The organism is Enterococcus sp. JNUCC 77, assembly GCF_054819945.1.
Genome location: NZ_JBTHIG010000002.1, coordinates 442,783 through 462,315, shown reverse-complemented (window position 1 = coordinate 462,315; position 19,533 = coordinate 442,783). Strand labels below are relative to the sequence as shown.

The following is a 19,533-nucleotide window of genomic DNA, read 5'->3' as shown; positions in this document are numbered from 1 at the left end:
TTGATTTAATATAAATATTTATTATTTTGGAGGAATGCATTATGTTATACGGAAAAAACAATCAAGAAACACCTGAATCATTATCACCAATATTTGGATCTGAAGCTGATATGACGCTTCCTATGTATCAGTTACGTCAAGATTCTCTAGCCCCTAAAGACGCGTATCAGTATATTAAGGATGAATTAATTGATGAAGGGATTGCTCGAGAAAACTTAGCTACATTTTGTCAAACTTATATGGAGCCAGAAGCAATCCAATTAATGTCTGAAACGCTCGAAAAAAATGCTATTGATAAGACCGAATATCCACGAACTGCTGAAATGGAAAATAGATGTGTCAATATGATTGCTGATTTATGGCATGCACCTGAGTCTATGGACTTTATGGGTACCTCTACTGTAGGTTCTAGTGAGGCATGTATGTTAGGTGGGCTAGCGCTTAAATTTTCTTGGAGAAACCGTGCAGAAAAACAAGGATTAGACATTAATAAGAAAAAACCCAATTTAGTTATTTCTTCGGGATACCAAGTCGTTTGGGAAAAATTCTGTGTTTATTGGGATGTTGACATGCGTCTTGTACCAATTGATGAGCAGCATGGTAGCATCAATGTAGATACTGTTATGGATTATGTAGATGATTATACTATTGGTATCATCGGTATTTTAGGTATTACTTACACTGGTCAATATGATGATATTAAAGCACTAGATGCTAAAGTTACTGCTTACAATAAAACGCATGATTTACCTGTTTATATTCATGTGGATGCCGCATCTGGAGGATTATTTGCACCTTTTGTTGAACCTGATTTAGTATGGGACTTCCAGTTAGATAATGTTCACTCAATTAGTACTTCTGGTCATAAATATGGCTTGGTATATCCTGGTATCGGATGGGTATTATGGAAAGACAAATCTTATTTACCAAAAGAATTAATATTTGAAGTAAGTTATTTAGGTGGTACAATGCCCACCATGGCTATCAATTTTTCTCGTAGTGCTAGTCAAATCATTGGGCAATATTACGTGTTTTTACGTAATGGGTTTAATGGATTTTATGAAATCCACAAACGTACACAAGATGTTGCAAAATATTTAGCATCTGAAATTGAGAAATTAGGTTATTTTGATATTTATAATGATGGCTCTCACTTACCGATAGTTTGTTATAAATTAAAACCTAATGCTAATGTTAATTGGTCGTTATACGATCTAACGGATCAATTTGCAATGAAGGGCTGGCAAGTTCCTACCTATCCTTTACCTGCAAACTTAACGAATGTCAATATTCAACGGTTCGTTTGTAGAGCTGATTTAAGTATGGAAATGGCGCATAACCTAATTGAAGATTTAAAATTGGGGATAGAAAAATTAAATAAAGAAACCAATTTCTCTAATAAAAACCAAGGTAGTTACGGATTTACTCATTAAAATTTAGGAGGTTACACCTATGAATGATAAAAATTTATCAAATAATGCAATTGGCGTTATGGACTCAGGTGTTGGTGGATTGACTGTTGTAAGTGAATTACAACAGTTACTACCAAATGAATCCATCATTTACTACGGAGATTCTGCAAATTGTCCCTATGGTAATCGAGGAGAGGACGAAATTGTAGCATTAGCAAGTGGCATTATCAATTTTCTCGAAGCTAATCAGGTAAAAATCGTAGTCATAGCTTGTAATACAATGTCTACTATAGTAAATAAATTAACTCAAAAGTACGATATTGAAATCGTAGGAATCGTTCGTCCCGCAGCAGCCTTTATTGCAAAAATAAAACCTAAAAAAATTGGTGTTGTTGCTACGGTATTTACTACTAGTACGAAAGAATATGATAATTATATTCATAAATATTTACCAGAAACCACGGTATACAGTCAAGGAAGTCCGTCGTTAGCGGCATTAATCGAAAGTGGAGAATTCGACTATTCTAAAATTGATGCTGAAATTACTAAAGAAGTTGATTCAATTCTAAAACATGATTCTGAAGTTAGCGATATTGTTTTAGGGTGTACCCATTATCCGATAGTCTTAGATCAATTTCAAAAGCTGTATCCTCAAATACGCTTTGTTAATCCAGCCCATGAACAGGCTTTATATGTAAAGGATTATTTGACGCATTATGACATGTTAAACAGTGGATCTCATTCAGAATTTACTATATACACGTCTGGAGAGCCAATTACCTATAAAAAAATTGTAGATAAGTTGAAGCTACAGACGCCAACGACTATTACACAAAAAATAGTTAATAATTAAATTAATAATCATCTGGAGATTGAACTATATTGAAATCGTTCAGCTTCATAAAACACACAATATCTTTTAAGAAAGGACTGAATATTATGAGTACGAACACTAAAATTGGACTTAGTATATTAACACTAACAGGAACATATGCTATGGCTAACTTTTCGAAAAAGACCTTAAAAAGAATCGAACGTGAAGTAACTCGTCGTAAAACAAAAAAGATTGTCAAAAATACTTTTAATAATAATAAGAAATTTTTAGATATTTCTGATGACTTATCTGATAGTGAGTTAGATGCTCTTAATCAGTTCTTTAAAAAGGTTGGCACTGAGAAATAAAAGGTCAATCTACACAGGAATTTAGATTTCTTCATAGTAAAGCAACAGGCTACAATTTAGATAAAGGTTAATAGATATTAAATTTTCTTTAATCACAAAAGAAGATCCAATGAAATCAAGCAATAGGATTTCATTGGGTTTTTTCTATTGAATATACATAAATAAGCATTAAAAACAGATCCCCTCAAGGTTTATCTGTTTCTTAGTGGGTTGATTTTTTTGCGGTAGTAATTTTTCATGACAAAAATGTAATGTCAGATGAAGGTTCTGTTAGCTACAATTAATATAAGATAAGTTATAATACAAATAGGACATATCACAATTAATCGAAAAAATATTTCGAATAATGCTTTAAATACCAATAATTTATTTGAATAAAATATTGTTTGTTCTTGACGAAACAGAGTATATAAATCCTTGTATTCTGTGTTTTATCAATTGAGCAATGAATCCAGTGTAAAAGAAACACTATTGCTGCAGTAAAGCTGTGAATAAGATTTTTGATAGTTTTTTAAAACGTGAGTATGTCCAACTAACCTTTTTCTTTGATTTTCTAAAAGCATCATATTAAAGTTTAAACACATAAAAAAATTTTTTTCAGAAGGGAAGATAGCTGTGACTACTAATTTATTAAACAAAGATATTGATCGTAAATTAAGATTGTTGACTATTTTAAGTCAGAATAGATGGATTCAAATTGACTCTTTGGTTTCGGAAATTAAAGTTTCAAAACAAACTGTTCTTAAAGATATTGCTAATTTGAATGATATTTATGATAGTACAATCAATATAAAATTTGATAAGAAAAAGGGGGTCAAATTAGAAGAATTAAAAAATCAAAATATCCAAGCAATTTATATTGATGCTTATAAGAATTCTCGGAAAACAAGCTTGTTAATAGATTTACTTTTAAATCCCCCTCAAAGTTCTTTTGAGTGGGAAAAAAGACTATTTATCAGTCATTCCACGTTGTATAGAGATTTAAAAGATATAAAATCCTTTTTAGCCGATCGACAAATAGTTGTAAACATGGATCCTGTTGAAATAATCAGTAACGATGAAAGACAATTAAGATTCTTCTTCACTCATTATTTACTTAATACCACATATGAATGGCCTTTCGATTTAGATGAAAGTCATATTTCACAATTATCTCTTCATTTGAACAAACAATTTAAATTGAATTTATCTAAATTTGAATTGACAGAATTAGATTATTTGATTGCTTTAACACTTACCAGACAAATCCAAGGGTATTTTATAGACAATGTGGATATCAAGTATGTTGAATTTTTTCATCTAGACTACCATGCTAGTGAGAAAGTGGATGTTTTGATTCTAGATACGGTAAACAAATTAAACATTTCCAAAGATGTTTTTAACCTTACAAATTTCTATTACACTGTATTTTGGTGGTACTTCGGGTGGGAAAATGAATTGGAATATCAAAAATTAAACAATCAAACAGATGAGTTTATCAATAGTCTAAAAGTAAGATTTGACTGTGAAATGATCGAGACTATAAATATTAAAATAAAAAAATACCTCCTTTCAATTTATCTCAAGCATAAGATTTATCCCAAAGATCACTTAAAGTTTTATGATCGACGGACCATGTTTGCAAATTCATTAGAAATAACCTTCAAAGCTTATCATGAAGAGATACTTGAATTACTATTAATGATGGAAAAACAATCTAATTTTCCTTGGTATTCCATGTATAAGGATCAAATAGTTTCATTTATATTTATCAATTGGAAAAACCTATTTCTCAATTTAGAAAGTAAAAAGCCTACCATTGATGTTCTTGTTGTAAGTGACTTAGGAGAGGGACATACCCAAATGGTCTGTTACTTTTTAGAAAAATACTTCGGTCGGGAAATTCATATGACTACTGCTAATCCAGATGAGATGCGATTAGTACTAAGTACAAATGATTGCGATCTTGTCGTAACAAATATTAAAGATATGGATAATATAAATATTGATTTTTATATTATTGATGACGTGCCTACTTTGCGCAATCTAGAGAATCTTAGAGAAATATTTACCCACTTGACCTATGAAAAAGTGAATAAGCTATCCTCCCTAGTAGGATAAATACTAAGGTGAGCCCATATGAACTTATGGGCTCACCTATTTAATACTAAAATATCTTCAGTAAATTCACGCTGTGGAAGATCTGAATAATCATAGAAAGCAGACTGATATTTTTTAAAGGATTTGTTTCAACTGGAAACATCAAAACTCATAATCCCATTAAAAGTAGAATAAAATTCAGTTGCTTCAGATTTTTATTCGACCTTGAATCTCCTAATTTTTTTAGTGGAATAATAGAATAAATTTTATACTCAGACTAACAAGTTTGATGGGTATAGCCAGGTGTTAAGACAAAGATCTACAAAACTTCGATCTTCGTTTCAAATCTGATTTTTTCTGTAGAACCATAGACAAAATAATGTCTATGTTTTTTTTTTTAAGAATAAAACCCATTGACATATGAATATCTGTTCATATATAATTAGGTCATACATATGAATGTTCGCTCATATGAAAGATCTATAAAAGAAAGAAGGGTTTTGAATGGATAACGCAAAATTAAAAGTACACAACCACGAAAAAGCACATGATCACGAAGGACATGAGCACGATCATAGTCATGGCGGAAAATTTACGATAATCATGTTTTTTATTGGAATAGCAGCATTTATCACGGGATTTATTTTGGAAGGAAGCAATGAATTACTTGCCAATATCGCCTTTGTAACTTCTGTAGTAACGGCAGGGTATCATATTATTCTTGAAGGTATTGGGGATACATTTAAGAATTCTATTGCCGAAAAAAAATTCCAACCTAATGTTCACTTTTTAATGGCCCTTGCTACTGCGGGAGCAATTGCGATTGGAAGTTTTGAAGAAGCTGCTATGCTGATTGTCATTTTTGCAGGGGCACACTTCTTAGAAGAATACGTTGACGGAAAAAGTAAAAGAGAAATTACCAATCTGTTAAATTTGAATCCCACTGAAGCGAGAATTCTTCGTTCAGATGGTTCGACAAAAGTTGTTTCTGTTGATGAAGTTAAAATTGGAGATATTCTTCAAGTCCTCAATGGCGCACAAGTTCCAACTGATGGTGTGATACTTACAGGAACAACGGCGATTGATGAAGCTTCAATTAATGGAGAAAGCATACCAAAAGAAAAAAGTGTTGGCGATGAAGTCTATGGAAGTACTATAAATGGTGCAGGTACTTTTACCATGGAAGTCACAAAAGATAGCTCAGAAACGGTTTTTTCTAAAATTTTACAGATGGTCAACCAATCCCAGAAAAGTTTAACGAAGACAGCTACTTTGATTCAACGACTAGAACCAAAATATGTGACGATCGTTTTAGCCCTATTTCCTCTAGTATTATTAGCAGGACCTTACATCTTTGGTTGGTCTTGGTCGGTTAGTTTATATCGTAGTATGGTGTATCTCATTTCGGTGTCTCCATGTGCCTTGGCTGCTAGCGCAGTACCGACAACTTTAGCAACTATTTCTAATTTATCTAAAAAAGGCGTATTAGTTAAAGGCGGTGCTTTTCTTTCTAAACTACAAGATCTAAAAGCTATTTCATTTGATAAAACTGGAACATTGACGAACGGTAAACCTGTAGTAACCGACTATTCTTTTGAAAAAGGTATGGATGAATCAGAAATGATCGATCTCGTTGTGGCGATGGAAAAGCAATCAAACCATCCACTAGCAACTGCGATTATTAATAAATTTCCTGAAAGAAAGTCCTTAGAATTATCAGTCGAAAACGAAGTGGGCAGAGGATTGTCTACCCAATACAAAAATAGCCAATACCGTATCGGGAAACCATCTTCTTTTGGAAAAGTATCTTTCGTGTATAGCGAAAAAGAAAAACAATTGTCATCTGAAGGTAAAACGGTTGTTTACGTAGGTAAAAATGAACATGTGATTGGTTTATTTGCTTTAATGGATGTTCCAAATCAGTATGCGAAAGATGCCATTAATTACTTTAAGGTTGCTGGTTTACACACTACTATGATTACTGGTGATGCGAAATTAACTGGTGAAGCCGTTGGGAAACAAATTGGTGTAGATGAAGTTGCTGCCAATGTTATGCCTGAAGACAAAGCAAGTATTGTTCAAGCGCAGCAGCGTAAATATGGTTCAACTGGGATGTTAGGTGATGGTGTCAATGATGCCCCAGCTTTAGTTACTGCCGACGTAGGTATCGCGATGGGTGATGGAACAGATGTTGCGATGGATGTAGCAGACTTAGTGTTGATGAAAAATGATTTGTCAAAACTTGTCTACGCTCATAAATTGAGTAAGAAAATGGACAAGGTGACTTGGCAAAATATTTTATTTTCGATGTTTGTCGTCATCTTTTTAGTTACTTTGAATTTTTTAGGAAAGATGGATATTACGATTGGTGTGATCATGCATGAAGGAAGCACAATTGTCGTCATTTTAAATGCTTTAAGGATGTTGCGGACTCCCAAGAAATTTTTACAAAAATAAGTAGGAGTGGGACTGAAGTGAAATTGTAACTATTGAGGTTAAATCATACCCAACGGAAGAAGTAATAGATCAAAGGATTAACTTGTTCCCTGTATTAAAGAATAAGATTCGTCCCAAAATATTATTGCTATTAATGGTTGGTAAACGTACTGTGAAGGGAATTAGAGAATGAAGTTATGTATTGATCAAAAAAATTGGCGCTAACATAGTTGTTGTTTTCAGTGAGTTTTCCTTTTTAATCTTAATATTTTTATTCCCATATAAACCGAAAAGCCAAAAAGAGTAGCTACTTTTTGGCTTTTCTTTATACATTCTTTGATTATAGAGGAGTTCTTCCACTGCAAGATAGCTTAGATTGAAACGAAGACAAGGGGATCAAGGTTAGAATAATCTGAAATGACTTCCTTTAAAAAAAACCACCATCTGTCCTCTCAGAAACATTTACAATAGAATCCACTTTTATATAGTCTTCAATGGTTTTAACCTAATAAAATGGCCTTCAGCAGATTCAATCATTTGTTCTATTTTATAATGAGGAACAAATTCTTGAACATCTGTTTCCAATAACATGACTTCTTTTCCGAAGCCAGGTATTCCGATAACCAGATTTTTTGTTTCTAAATGCAGTTGCATTACATTTTGAAGATGTTCAGATATCTCTAATAATACTGTTCTATCAGTATTTTGGCAGGCACCTTTTTGATGCAATAGTCGTAAACCATTCCGCAAAATAGTATTGTGAACAGTCTTTTCTCGAATGACTTTATTCCACATGATCGTTTCCTAGGCAACCTTTTCTTCAGTAGTTACGGTCAATCTAATACATAAGTTTTTTCCACACTCAATCAGCTGCTCTGCCACGTCTTTTGGACAATCTACATAAAAAACTATAGCAGAGTAGTCTTTTGCCAGTTTATATAAAATTTCCTTCCCTTGGTTTAGTAGAGATGATGGGCTATCTTCCAAATTTTCATAAAAAGTGATCTGCTTATTACGTAAGAAGGTGTGGGGTAATTGTTTTTTTATACCAATGAACGCAATTTTTTCTCCTGGATAATGTTGTTTAATATGACTCCATATTTGTTGTGTAGGTTCTATTTTCTTTTCAAGAATAAACAATTTTTAACTTCCTCTCAGTTTTTAATTATTGTTTGCAGGAAATAGTCCTGCGCTAGTTTGTCTTGCAAAACTATCACCTCCATTCTTGATAAAAAAATAACAAACGATATATATCTATCATAGCACCTTATATTTTTAAAGCAAGGGAAAACAGTAAATTATGCTTTTGAGAAGTAGCTAACCAAATTATTCATTGATTTTAAATTACAAATGAAAAGGATGAGGAAGTATTAAAAAAGCGATTCACATGATTATAAATAGTCTTGAACTTGATTGATATTATATGCATATCATTCGGTCATTATCCAGTAGGATTAGCTATTTAAGAAACGAAATCACAGCCTGATCGTTAGAGAGTAATTTTATTTATTCAACAAAATACTATCTGTTTCGGTAGACAGTTTTTATGAAGAAAGTTGTTATATTATGTATCGCAAGAAGGAGATTCAAAAAGATGGGACACCTTGAGTGCAGATGAAAAATCTTAGCTCTGGGATTTTTTTTGAAAAAAATTCACCAAATTCAATGACACTCAACAGATTTTTAAATCTGCGTCATTTGTTTTTTAAGGCTTTAAATCAATGTTTTTTTAGTGGAAAATAAAATGGGATTTTTCTTATGTCGTGGATTTTTAAAACAGTTGAGTATGGTCTGGAGGAGCGAAAAAATAATTTTAAGATTTTTTTGGACTTTTTCGAGAAATTTTTCGTTATTAGGTGTAAGAGGAAAAATGAGGAGAAAAACTTATGGAAAAGCAACCCTTTACTTGCCGCCAACTATTAAACCGCAACTACCAAAAAATCCAACGTCAAGTGACGAAATATTACAGAAGCACGCCGAATCTAATTCTTTGCCTGAAAATCATCCAAGCGCTATTAATCCGCCGAAATCTTGTAGCTGAGAAACTAGCATTACCACTAGTAGAAATCGTCAGAGAAATCTATTTAAAAAATCCAGCGACACCTAATATGGCTGTTGAAATTTATCAGTTTGGAGAATATTTCACCGCAGGAGAATGGCATTTGTTAATGGAAAAGTACCGTCAATTGGTGCGTTTATATATCTTTGTCAAAATCCTCGGGGAAATTTTTAAAAAAAGGGATGGACAAGCTTTATTTTTAAGTGGATAGGACTTTATATTAACGATTAAAATAACGAATAGGTAAAATTCTTTTATTTTAGAGATATAATTTCCAAAAGAATATCAATTTCTGAAAAATAAAACATTTTCAGATAAAACATCAAAAAAATGCGTTAAATCAAATATTTTTACTTCTAATAGAATAATTTTTGTATTTTTGTCAGGGGGGGATTTGCTATAATTAAACTAAATGAACTGAGAGGGAAGGAGTAAAAATAATGATAAAAAAACATCATCATCATTTAGCTACTCATAGCAAAAAATTCATCCAAGTCAGCGCAGGAATCTTATTAGTCAGCCAAATAGCTTTAGGCAGTTTGCCAGCATCTGCAGAAGTAGATACAAGTAATCAAGTAAAAGCAGGGAGTTTAATGAATAAATCTTTGAAATTAGGCATGTTGCGAACGCCTATCGCGCAGCAAGTGACGGGACCAATCACGACAGAAGCTGATTTAAATGCGGCAATTGCAAATGCGACAGGGGGTACATTAGAGAACCCTGTGGAGATTATTTTGGGTGCTGCGCTTACTTTGACTAATACGATTGATATATTAGGAAGTGATCGTCATATTTTGCTGAAACCAGAAAGTGGAAATACTAGGATAACGAGAGGGAGTAATGCAGTATTTAGAGTTAATAATAGTGCCAGCTTGACGCTGGAAGATGTGACGATTGATGGTGAGGATAGAGTAAGTGACGGTTCACTAATTTATGTTGACAGTAATGGAACACTTAATTTGAATAGTGGTAGTGAGGTTATGAGAGGAAATAGTGGGACTGAATTTGGCGGAGGAATATATGCTACTAATTCCACAGTAAATATAAATGGTGGGACAATTAGTGACAATAGATCAGAAAGTAATGGCGGAGGCGGTATATTGGGTTTTAGTTCCACAATAAATGTAAATAGTGGAAGTATCCGCAATAATAGTTCAAACCAGCACGGCGGAGGAATATATGCAGATAAATCTACAATAAACCTGAATGGCGGTCAAATCGTCGACAACAAAGTCACGGATTCTAGTTACAATGGCAACAATATCTACTTAAGGGGAAGTGACCCAAGTAATCAAGCAACACTAAATACAACCAATGGCGTTATCTACAATGAAAAGGTTAGTGGTGTAGATTCAATATACAAAGTCAATGAATCATCCAATTGGGATGGTCCAAAAGAAAAAGCGATTGTGATTGAAAGAGCTGAAAATCCTTCTGCTAGTTACACTGCTGGAACGGAAGATGAATTAAGTTTTACAGCTGATGCGTCTTCGATCAATAGCCCAACTGTAAACTGGGCATACCGCAACGGTGTCTCAGGAATCGCCTATCAAAATGATGACAACACAGGTTTTTTTGAAGTGGATGATGTCACGGTGAATCGTGTTAACGTTACTGATCAGTTATCCATCAATGATGATAAATTTACCTATAACGGCTTAGCTCAAGGTATCACCAGAAACAATATTAGTGGATTTAATCGTCAGAATTTTGGGGCGTTAACGATTGAGTATGCAGAAGCAGATAGTAGTCAATATGGAAATAAAATGCCTACTCAAGCGGGAAATTATCTAGCGAAAGTCCAAACGGCTGGTGGCGATGTTTATCATTCTTATTCAAATGCTTTTCCTTTTACGATTGAAAAGGCAATCCCTACTCAGACTGATTTTACTTATCCAGAAGCAACTCAGTTAGCTTATCGTAATGAAGGCTGGGACATGAATGATCAAATCAATGCCAAGGATGAAAGTTTAAAAAATTATACAGTCAGCTACCTTAAAGATGGTAAAGAAACAGCTACCATGACTCAAGCAGGCACTTACCAAATCAAAATCACAGTTGAGGATAATGATAACTTCAACAAGACAGATTTTATTATTTCAGATGCAACAGTTACAGTCGGTGAAAAAGCGCAGCCAGAAGCGGCGAATTTCCAAGGGAACATCGCCAAAAGTTACGAATACAGCGGCACACAACCTGCCATTGAAATTGCCAGCGACATCCCAGAATTAGAAGGGGTCGAAACCATTATCAAACAAGGTGGAAATGAATCTGCTTCTACCAATGTTGGGGAATATCAGGTCTATGCCCGCACGAAGGAAACGACAAATTATGCGGCGGCGGATGTTTTATTAGGCAGCTTCGACATTACTGAAAAAGTATTAACAGTCGCTGCTGAAAATACCAGCAGTCCACTTGGTGCAACTTTACCAACTCCAATCATCAGTTATGACGGATTTGTGACAGGACAAACTGCTGGTGCAATATTTAGTAGTTTGCCAACAGCTAGTCACACTAGTGATGGTAAAACTGCCGGAACTTTTGAGATTATTTTAACTCCAGGAGTCAAAGCGCCACTAGGAAATAATTATGCCATCGAATATGTGTCTGGCAGGTTGACGGTCACATCAGACTCAGATCGCCTACCACTTTATCGAGTCTACAACAAAAATAATGGTGAACATTTATATACTTTGAGTCAATCAGAAGCTCAAGGTTTAATTGATAAAGGTTGGCAAGATGAGGGCATTGGCTGGTACGGTGGCGAAAAAACTGGCAAAGCAGCTTATCGTTTGTACAATCCAAACTCTGGCGAACATTTCTATACTTTAGATCAAGCTGAGTATGATTCGGTGGGAGAAGCTGGCTGGAATAAAGAAGGCATTGCATTCTATGCGTCAGAAGATACAGAAATTCCGATTTTTCGCGTATTTAATCCGAATGCGCAAGATGCTGGATCCCATCATTATACGTTGAGTACAACTGAAAATACTGGCTTGGTTCGTGAAGGCTGGCGCTCTGAGGGTGTTGGGTTTTACGGGAAGTAATCGGGAATTGTTTAGTTGGTTGTGATATCACTTGTATACAGAAAATTAGATAAGATATGTTATTTTTAATAACAAATGATTTATTTTTAAGATTTATTTGTTTGTTTAAAATAAGTGGCTTATTTTGCATATATTATTATTATAGGTGAATGAATTTTTTTTAATTTATAAATTTCCGTTGTTATTTATAAAACGTATCTTGATTGTAACAAAAACAGGAAAAAAGTGCTTTTTGAGACTATTTTTAAAGCATTATTCTTTTCACATAAATTATATTATAAATGATGATCAGTTTCAACATTAAATAATTTATTTCCTTGGAAATTATTTAAATAATGTCTTTATAATGTTAGTTTTATCCATTAAAATGAATTTTTGTGCCTTATTTATGTTAAAAAAAAGAATATTAAAATTGTTTTTTTTAACCGTCAAACTGCGCCGTCAATAAAAGAGAAAGGATGATTATTTTATGACAGCAAAAGGAAATAATATTTACCTAAGAAAGGATGGAAGATGGGAGGGTCGTTATCAAATAAATCGAAAGCTCAATGGACAGATTAAATATGGTTACATTTATGGAAAATCTTTTGAGGAAGTAGCAGAAAAATTAGTGCCATTAAGGAAAAAGACAGAAAAGATGCGCCAACTATACGGAGAAAGCACGGTAACTTATCAAGAATGGATCGACTATACCGGTCATGAGATCTTTGAAGGCTTGAAACCTTCGACTGTGGCAAGTTATCGCTATAAAATTAAGCGCTACCTTTTACCCTTCATGGGAAAGACTTCTTTATATGAAATAACTGAATCTTTTTTAAAGGAAATCACCGTCAAATGGCAAGAAATGGGTTTGTCTAACAGTACCTGTACCGTCATTTTGCGGATATTAAATAAAACCCTGCGCCATGCGGTTGCAAAAAAAATCGTGTCAGAAGATCTTGTTCAAGAGATGCCGAAAATAAAAATACAACCACAAAAAGTCCATGCACTATCACAAAAAGAAGAGCATGCACTAAAAAATGCGGTTGAAGATTATGATGACGATAAAGGAAAAGCGGTCATATTTGCCTTGGATGCAGGACTAAGAATTGGTGAGATCGCTGGTTTAAGATGGGAAGATATTGATTTTGAACAAAATATCATTACGATAAATCATACATATCAACGAATCGCCAATAACCAAGGACAAGGTACCGAGATGAGCTTAGGATCCGCTAAGACAACGGCTTCTCATCGGGTCATCCCCATGTTGAGTGAAGTCAGAGAACTATTGGAAAAAATGAAAAAAACGACAAATAGTCCTTACATATTAAGTGTCAGAGGAAAAGCCTGTGAACCTCGTTTATTGACGTACCATTTTCATTGCATCAGAAAAATGGCTGGCTTAGAAAATATCCATTTCCACCAATTGCGCCATACTTTCGCGACCCGTTGCCTAGAGTCGTCCTCAGATATTTCATCTATTAGTGCCATGATGGGACACGCTTCTACGCAGATGACTTTAGACATATATACCGATTCTCTATTAGAACAAAGAAGAGCTGTGATTCAAGGATTAGAATATAAAAGCGCCTAGGTGATAACGCTTACTTTTTAGTGAATTCTGAAGATTTTTTTAGATTTTTTAAGTAAGCGCTAACAACGACTTGTTAATAATTCTTGAAAATATATTGATATTAATACCAATTAAAAAATAGATTTCACTATATATATTGTTATTTATTTGATTTCAAAAAAAAAGCCAAAGCCGTCAAAGTCAGCCGTCAATAAATAAACGCCTTGCTACAAAAGACTTTATAACTGTTTTCTTGTTTTTGTTACGACTAGGAAAAAATAAGTGGCTGCCATAACAAGCGCGTCACATTCAAGTTTAAGGTTTTTTGTTAGAAAAAGATATCAAATGGCTCAGGTCATTTAATATAAAAAAATAAAAGGAGAGATTTAACATGAAAAGAAAGGTATTGGCAGGTTTATTGGCGAGTGTCAGTGTATTAGGTTTATGTTTATCGGGAACGACAGCGCTTGCAGCAACGACGGACAAAACGTCTGATGCAACGATTACTTTTACCGAAGAAGTTAAAGCAGGGGAATTACAGTTTAGACATATTCCAGCAACCTCTGCTTTTAATTTTGGGACGAAAGTAGCACCAACAGGTGTAAGTACCGTTGAAGAATTTACGCAGGCTGACAGTGGGTATCTTGTTATTCAAGATGATCGAGCTCCAGCAACAGGAAACCAGTGGGTATTGTCAGCAAAACTTGGACAAATCACAAAAGTGAACTCATCTGCAGATAATTTAGCAGGAGCAAAACTATTATTTACTGGTACATCTAGAGATTACTTAAATCCTGATGGTGGTGGTTTGACAGCACCAGGTCCTAATAATGGTACTATTGGTGCTAAAAATAACTCATCAGCTATCGCAACCGGTAGTGTTGAGCTTGTTCAAGATGCCGCTGCGGAAGAAGTATTAAGAGATGGAACAGCAGGCGTGTCTTCTAAACAGGGTTACTCAGCTTTAGAAATGTCAGCCATTAAATTGAGTGTTCTTGGTGATACTGCGGATGCAGGTCAATACAAAGGTACAATCACTTGGACCTTGGATGATCTAGTTTAAACCACACAAAAACCCAAGGGGAATAAACATCGTTTTTCCCCTTTTTTTAGGAGGAAATGATGAACAATTACAAAGCAACATTTCGAGGAGTCATCCTCCTAGTTCTGGTCGGTTGTGTCTGGTTGTTTCCGAGTCAAGTTCAAGCAGCAGATGCATCTGATGCACAGTCAGCGACAGGTTTTACTGTAGAAGCAGTGATTCCAGATAATCAAGTGGATGTCATGAAGACCTATTTTTATTTAGGGATCGAGCCTGATACGCCGCAAGTGATTCAGGTGAAAGTAAGAAGTACTCAAGAGGCAGCCACGACTGTTCACTTAACCGTACATAATGCGGTCAGTAGTTCGGGAGGATCGATCGATTACACGAGAGTGAATCCTAAACTAGATGAAAGCCTAAAAAATCCAGTGACGGATCTGGTGACCATCAATGGTGGACAGACCGAAGTCACCGTCGCCAACTATGAGGAAAAAACGATCGAGTATACGATCCAGCCACCAGCAGAAAATTTTACTGGGGTGAAATTAGGATCGTTACGATTCGTTGACAGAGATGGCGGGACGCAACAAGCCGGACAGGCAGCATTGAGTTCGGAGTATGGCTATACGATCGCATTGATGTTGACGGAAGATAGAGAGCGTTTTAACTTAGGTGCGGATTTGAAATTAAAGAATGTTAATTTAAAACTATCAAATGGTCGAAAAGTCATTGCAGCAAATATCCAAAATGACCAACCGAAAGTCTTGCAAGAAATGGTGATCGAAGGGCAAGTCAGACGACGAGGACAATCAGATACGATCGTCAGCAATCGTCAGACCAACTTTGCAGTGGCACCGAATTCTAATTTTGACTTCCAATTACCCCTTGATCTGAATAATTTTTCAGCTGGGACTTATGTCTTTACTGGAAAAGCAGAAGGCGCAGGTCGGACTTGGGAGTGGGAAGAAGAGTTCACCGTCAGTGGGAATCGAGCGGCGAAGATCAATCGGGAAACAGTCTACAAAATATTGATACCCGGTTGGGTACTGTGGATTGCGGCAGGATTATTTGTGATATGGCTTGGATTAGTTTTCTATCTGTTTAGACGCCAGCGTCGATGGCAGATAAAAGGAGAGTGAGGGGTGTGAGGCAAAGAAAAAAAAGCTGGCTAGTACTGGCTGCTTGTATAGGTATGACGGTACTTCCTACCCAATCCTTTGCTGCCCAATGGCAAGACACGATTGGGATTACTTTCAGTGAGGCGAGTCCGCAACCACCGCCAGAGCCAGCGGAAAGAAACAATGTGATTCCGCTAACCATAAATGTAAGTAGGACACCAGTCAGTCGGGGACGACTTCCCCAGACCGGTGGGACATTTAATCAATGGCAGATCATCGGTCTCGGCTGCGTACTGGCAAGTTTTTGGTTGTTCCTATTCTCGCGTTTGAGAAAGGAGGCCACTGATGATTAAAAAAATACTGACAGGTGTCTGTACCTTGTTGATCCTAGGATCGAGCTTCCCTGCGCCAACGATATTCGCAGAGACCGTCGATCCCTTAACAGATACAGAGGCAACGATGCCGACAATCACTGATGAACCGACAGTCGCCGCCCAATCAATTATCAACAAAGATGTTCCAGCGGATACGCCGACCACAGAAGCCGGTTCAAGTAGTTCATCTGAAAGTAAAGCACAAGGTACGACAAATACCACCAGCTCCACCAACAAGGATGCAAACGAAGCAACTACTAAAACTACCAGCGATTCGGATAAAGAAGTTGCTGACAGTGACGTGGAAGCACAAAGTGATAGTGAAGTAGATGAGTTAGCCTCTGACAACATTAGTGATGCATTGCGTGCAAAGGCTGCAAAAGTCCATGGTATTGAACCAGCTGCCGTGAATGATAAAACACTGATGGTAGAAGGGACTTTTGGAGAAGATGATCCTGAGACTTATATGCTGGATGATACACTTTCTAATGCTTTGAGAATTAGCGGTATAAATGTAGGCACAGGTGGGGGGCCATGGACCGGTGATCAAAAGGATCCAGGCACTCTGACTATAGGAGATATGAAATCGTTAGAGGTGGCAATCATTAGAAACGGCGGCGGAGTCGAAAACTCTCCCAAAGTGAGAGATCTAACAGGATTGGAGTACGCATTCAATTTGATGGATCTGAATTGTGCTCAGAATGACTTAGTATCTTTAGATTTAACAAAAAATCCTAATCTTACGCTGTTACTTTGTGATAGAAATCAAATTAGCGATATTTCACTTTATGATCAAGGTTCTCAAGTTAATATGTTACAGTGCTTCGGAAATAAAATCAGAGATTTCACGGGAATCATAAAAGCTACAGGTATATCTGCTTATGAGCAGGAAGTCACCATTCCTTTATCAGATGTTAAGGTTGAGGCAGAAAAACAGCAAAAAAGTATTGATAGTATAATAATTTCTCCCACTATTCCATTAACAAAAGCAACATATGTATCAAATGATGGGTTGGAGTCAATTGAGGGAACAATAGAAGGTAATTCTATCAAATTTAAGAATATGTCTAAGCAAAAACTCAGTAAGGGTTCAATAAATTATGAGAGTGATGGGGACTATAATGGTTCTGATGGTTTCACAATGATGGAATGCGTACTCACCTTCGAAGACTACAATCCTCAACTATTAAGTGAGGGTGACAATAGTCTGGAATATAGTATTGACAAGAATTTATCAACAGCTTTGCGGGCTAAAAGTGGTTGGGATGGTTATAGAAAAAATGCTGGAGAATTGACCGTCGATGATATGGTTACTCTTACAAAGGCAACTGTGTCATATGGCAATCTTCAGTCGATAAAAGGGCTAGAGTTTGCGACCAATCTGACGGAATTAAATTGTTCAAACAATCAGTTGACTAGTTTGGAACAGCTCAAGGGCTTGCCTCTTGTTGATTTAAATTGTAGCAATAATAAATTGACCAGTATTGAGCCACTCAAGGGAGCACCTCTTGTCAGACTAGACTGTGGCAGTAATCAGTTGACGAGTATAGAAGCGATCAAGGATTCACCCATTGAAAAATTAAGTATGAATAGGAATGATGTGAGCGATGTGTCCTGTCTGTTTACATCAAAAACCTTAAAAGATCTTAATGGAACAAGTAATGGTATTCAAGATATCTCTGGGTTTTCGGGTTTGAATACTTTAACAATGAACAATCAGTCAATTGAAGTTCCGTATGAAATATGGTCGGAGAATATCAAGGATAATAATTTGGATATTAGTCCGTTCAAGACTGCAGGTAGTGAAAAGAGAGTAGATACTGTTGAAGCCACTCTTAGTAATCCAGTGGCAGGTGCATCAATAGCGCACAAGGGTGATCAACTCACTTTTTCTGGTTATGGAAGAAGCATATTGTCAGGTATGATGGTGAGAATTTCTTATATCAGTGATGAATTGACTGGAGCTGATAGGGTGTCGTTTCAAGAGGGGACTATAACTTTAGAATCTAATCCAAGTACCTATTTAGTAGAGGGTTTGAAGGGGGAAACAGATGCTCTTTATCATGAGTTTGCTAAAATTTTAAGGGAAGATAAAGCTGCGACAAATGACGGCAGTGCATGGAGCGGATATGAAAAGCTTAAAGATGACTTAACCGTAGCTGACATGGAGAATTTAACCAGTATCGATGTTTCTGGCAAAGAGCTGACGTCATTGTGGGGTATTAAGTATGCTACAAACTTAAAAAAACTCATAGCCGATAATAATCAGCTAGACACCTTAGAAGAACTGATAGACCTGACCACACTAGAAGAAATTAGTGTTAATGACAACCAATTAACCAACTTGGATGGTCTGACAGATATGACAACACTAGAAGAAATAAGCGTTGATGACAACCAGATAACTGACCTGTACGTCTTAGGATCAAACTTGTCAATGAAGAGAATATCTGCAAAAAATAACAAAATTAGAGACTTCACAGCAGTTGAGGGTTTTCGAGCTCTCGAAAAAGCAGATCTTCAGGGACAAAAGTGGCAAGAAAATTCCTATCCATATTTTTTAGCAAATGTTGTAAATAATAATCTTGTTGACTATTCCACTGTTTTTCCTCTTTTTGGCTCGATGCCTCATACAATGTTTACTTTTAGTGTAGAACGGGCTGATAAGAGTAAAGATCCTGATGCGATCTGTACTATATACAATAATTATGTGGGGGTTCAAATTAATGCTCCACGGCGATCAATTTTGAATAATGGTAGTACCCTCCATTTTGAGTTGGATCCAGATAGTCTTGAAGCTGATATCACTTATACTGGAAATGTCAGTTTTCCAGAATATACCGGCACAGTTCTTAGGGAAACAGAGGATGAACCAAGCTACAGCGAAACAATTGATCCAAAATTTGCCCAATTATTGCGAGAAAACAGTGATTTAACAAATGGTGGTGAAGCGTGGAGTGGCGATGATAAGCAAGAAAATCGCCTGACTGACTTAGACATGGAAGCATTAACCAGTGTTGACGTTTCTGATAGTGATTTAACTTCTTTAAAAGGAATTGAATTTGCTATGTTTTTGAAAAATCTTAAAGCAAACAATAATGATATTGAAGAAGTAGACTTTATAGGGAACAAAGAATTGGAAACTTTGGAATTGAATCATAACTCGTTAACGACGCTCGATTTGAAGAATCAAATAAAGTTGACCTCCTTAGACTGTGGATAGAATCAG

Annotated in this window: 14 protein-coding genes; 12 read left to right on the top strand and 2 right to left on the bottom strand. The window is 35.7% G+C overall.

Annotation, left to right across the window (positions count from 1 at the left end; genetic code table 11):
- The first annotated feature begins 41 nt into the window (after positions 1-41).
- The 5 genes from gad (at position 42) to ACVWNY_RS15215 (ending at position 7,130) form a co-directional block, all read left to right on the top strand.
- Positions 42-1,433 (top strand): glutamate decarboxylase, encoded by a 1,392-nt coding sequence (gad, locus tag ACVWNY_RS15235; RefSeq protein WP_218327499.1) that lies wholly within the window; start codon positions 42-44, stop codon positions 1,431-1,433.
- Positions 1,434-1,452: 19 nt separating this feature from the next.
- Positions 1,453-2,265 carry a glutamate racemase gene (murI, locus tag ACVWNY_RS15230; protein WP_454072331.1) on the top strand — a complete coding sequence of 271 codons (813 nt, stop codon included), beginning with the start codon at positions 1,453-1,455 and terminating at the stop codon, positions 2,263-2,265.
- Between the two features lie 86 nt (positions 2,266-2,351).
- Positions 2,352-2,594, top strand: coding sequence for a hypothetical protein (locus ACVWNY_RS15225; protein ID WP_218327497.1), 243 nt, complete (start codon positions 2,352-2,354; stop codon positions 2,592-2,594).
- Positions 2,595-3,209: 615 nt separating this feature from the next.
- Entirely contained in the window at positions 3,210-4,694 is a 1,485-nt protein-coding gene (locus ACVWNY_RS15220) for a PTS sugar transporter subunit IIB (protein WP_454072330.1), read from the top strand.
- Between the two features lie 483 nt (positions 4,695-5,177).
- Positions 5,178-7,130 carry a heavy metal translocating P-type ATPase gene (locus tag ACVWNY_RS15215; RefSeq protein WP_454072329.1) on the top strand — a complete coding sequence of 651 codons (1,953 nt, stop codon included), beginning with the start codon at positions 5,178-5,180 and terminating at the stop codon, positions 7,128-7,130.
- A gap of 459 nt (positions 7,131-7,589) precedes the next feature.
- Here the strand turns inward: ACVWNY_RS15215 and ACVWNY_RS15210 are convergent, their stop codons facing one another.
- Together ACVWNY_RS15210 and ACVWNY_RS15205 are read right to left on the bottom strand one after the other, a co-directional pair.
- Entirely contained in the window at positions 7,590-7,904 is a 315-nt protein-coding gene (locus ACVWNY_RS15210; RefSeq protein ID WP_454072328.1) for a hypothetical protein, read from the bottom strand.
- Between the two features lie 9 nt (positions 7,905-7,913).
- Positions 7,914-8,249: a hypothetical protein gene (locus tag ACVWNY_RS15205; RefSeq protein ID WP_438720994.1), complete on the bottom strand. Its 336-nt coding sequence runs from the start codon at positions 8,247-8,249 to the stop codon at positions 7,914-7,916.
- Positions 8,250-8,995: 746 nt separating this feature from the next.
- On the opposite strand from ACVWNY_RS15205, the gene ACVWNY_RS15200 reads away from it, so the two are divergent.
- The 7 genes from ACVWNY_RS15200 (at position 8,996) to ACVWNY_RS15170 (ending at position 19,527) form a co-directional block, all read left to right on the top strand.
- Positions 8,996-9,379, top strand: a complete 384-nt coding sequence (locus ACVWNY_RS15200) for a hypothetical protein (protein WP_454072327.1) — start codon at positions 8,996-8,998, stop codon at positions 9,377-9,379.
- 229 nt (positions 9,380-9,608) lie between these two features.
- Positions 9,609-12,215: an MBG domain-containing protein gene (locus ACVWNY_RS15195; RefSeq protein WP_454072326.1), complete on the top strand. Its 2,607-nt coding sequence runs from the start codon at positions 9,609-9,611 to the stop codon at positions 12,213-12,215.
- A gap of 469 nt (positions 12,216-12,684) precedes the next feature.
- Positions 12,685-13,791, top strand: a complete 1,107-nt coding sequence (locus tag ACVWNY_RS15190) for a tyrosine-type recombinase/integrase (RefSeq protein WP_454072325.1) — start codon at positions 12,685-12,687, stop codon at positions 13,789-13,791.
- Between the two features lie 370 nt (positions 13,792-14,161).
- Positions 14,162-14,833 carry a WxL domain-containing protein gene (locus ACVWNY_RS15185; RefSeq protein WP_454072324.1) on the top strand — a complete coding sequence of 224 codons (672 nt, stop codon included), beginning with the start codon at positions 14,162-14,164 and terminating at the stop codon, positions 14,831-14,833.
- A 59-nt stretch (positions 14,834-14,892) separates the two neighbouring features.
- Complete coding sequence (locus ACVWNY_RS15180; protein ID WP_454072323.1) at positions 14,893-15,951, top strand: WxLIP family cell surface protein; 1,059 nt, start codon at positions 14,893-14,895, stop codon at positions 15,949-15,951.
- Entirely contained in the window at positions 15,948-16,283 is a 336-nt protein-coding gene (locus ACVWNY_RS15175; protein WP_454072322.1) for an LPXTG cell wall anchor domain-containing protein, read from the top strand. Before ACVWNY_RS15180 ends, ACVWNY_RS15175 begins: the two co-directional genes overlap by 4 nt.
- Positions 16,276-19,527: a leucine-rich repeat domain-containing protein gene (locus tag ACVWNY_RS15170; RefSeq protein WP_454072321.1), complete on the top strand. Its 3,252-nt coding sequence runs from the start codon at positions 16,276-16,278 to the stop codon at positions 19,525-19,527. Before ACVWNY_RS15175 ends, ACVWNY_RS15170 begins: the two co-directional genes overlap by 8 nt.
- Positions 19,528-19,533: the final 6 nt, after the last annotated feature.